Source organism: Pseudooceanicola lipolyticus (assembly GCF_002786325.1).
In the GTDB taxonomy this organism is placed as follows: domain Bacteria; phylum Pseudomonadota; class Alphaproteobacteria; order Rhodobacterales; family Rhodobacteraceae; genus Pseudooceanicola_C; species Pseudooceanicola_C lipolyticus.
The window spans coordinates 1-1,543 of the sequence record NZ_PGTB01000331.1; the positions used below are offsets into that span (position 1 = coordinate 1).

The window sequence follows — 1,543 nt, forward strand, 5'->3', positions numbered from 1 at the left end:
GGAGCCCGGCGCGCTGTCCGGGCGGCTGTCGCTGATGGCGCGGGCGGCGACCGGGCGCTGGTAGAACCGGCTGCCGCCGCGCATATGCGGTCGGCGTCTTTGGTTCGGATCAGGCGTCGCGGTGTTTGGGTTGCAGCGCCAGCCAGATCAGCGCGCCGCCGGCCAGGACCAGCGCGGGGGCCATCGCCATGTTGACCGCGTTCCAGCCTTCGATCGCGGTGCCGCCCGAGCAGTTCATCAGCCCGCCCGAGGCCAGCGAGGCGCAGGTGACGCCACCGAAGACGATCAGGTCGTTCAACCCCTGCATTCGGCCGCGTTCGGCCAGGGTATGGGCGCTGGCCAGCAGGGTGGTGGCGCCGATAAAGCCGAAATTCCAGCCGATCCCCAGCAGGATCAGCGCGAGGAAGAAGTTTTCCAGCTGCACCCCCTGCAACGCCACCGCGCCGGCGCCGGCCAGGATCAGCAGGCCCAGACCCATGATCCGCTGGGCGCCGAACCGGGCGACCAGGTGGCCGGTGAAGAACGAGGGGACATACATCGCCAGCACATGGCTGGTCACCACATCGGCGGCATTGTTCTTGTCAAAGCCGCAGCCGACCACCGCCAGCGGCGTCGAGGTCATCACCAGGTTCATCAGCGCATAGGAGACGGTGGCGCAGATCACCGCAACGGCGATGCGCGGCGTGGTGATCAGCTGCCAGCGGCTGCGGCCGCGATCGGCGCCCGCGGCGGCGGGGGCCGGCGCCGGGATGTCGAGCAGCAGAAACAGCAGCGCGCCCAGCAGGTTCACCGCGATCACCGCGGCATAGGTGCCGAGGAAGGGAATCACAAAGGCATCCGCGGTCAGCTTGACCACCTGCGGGCCGATCACCGCGGCGGCCAGCCCGCCGGCCATGACATAGGAAATCGCCTTGGGCCGGAAGCTGTCCGAGGCGGTGTCGGCGGCGGCGAAGCGATAGAAGCCATGGGCGCTGAGATAGATGCCGGTGCAGAAGGAGCCCAGCAGGAACAGCGGGAAAGAGGCGTGGTAAAGGCCCAGCGCCCCAATGATGCCGCCGGCGCAGCCGCCGGCCGCGCCGACGAAAAACCCGGCGCGGCGGCCGAACCTCTGCATGATCGCCGACAGCGGCGTCGCCGTCAGCATCGAGCCCAGCACGATCAGCGAGATCGGCAGCGTGGCAAGGCAGGGATTGGCGGCCAGCGATTGCCCGGCCAGCCCGCCGATGGTGAAGATCATCGGCATCTGCGCGCCCAGTACCGCCTGGGCCAGGACCAGCACGACGACGTTGCGCTTGGCAAGGTTGTCAGAGGCCGGGGGACCGTCGGAGATCGTTGTCATGTTCAGCCTCGTAGTCGGGAACCGGGGTCGGCGCAAGCGCCTTGCGCCGCTGCCCGGCACGGGTAAGGTCGGCGGATGGAGGCAGCTACGACCGGCATGACAGTGGGACGGATCATCGAGGGCGACGCCTGTGTCGCCGAAGGCGCGGCCTGGCTGGCGGCGCGCGAGCCGCGGTTCGAGCGGGCGCTGGCGCAGACCGGGCCG

Annotated in this window: 1 protein-coding gene and 1 pseudogene; one reads left to right on the forward strand and one right to left on the reverse strand. The window is 69.5% G+C overall.

The window, feature by feature from the left end:
- Nucleotides 1–109: 109 nt before the first annotated feature.
- Nucleotides 110–1,339, reverse strand: coding sequence for an MFS transporter (locus CVM52_RS25635; RefSeq protein WP_100165051.1), 1,230 nt, complete (start codon nucleotides 1,337–1,339; stop codon nucleotides 110–112).
- A gap of 96 nt (nucleotides 1,340–1,435) precedes the next feature.
- Between CVM52_RS25635 and CVM52_RS27885 the strand changes: the two are divergent.
- A pseudogene (locus CVM52_RS27885) lies at nucleotides 1,436–1,543 on the forward strand (DNA-3-methyladenine glycosylase 2 family protein); the annotation flags it as partial.

Bases quoted from the DNA above. Each gene is read 5' to 3' on its own strand.
- CVM52_RS25635 (WP_100165051.1), bottom strand. From the start codon at position 1,339: ATGACAACGATCTCCGACGGTCCCCCGGCCTCTGACAACCTTGCCAAG.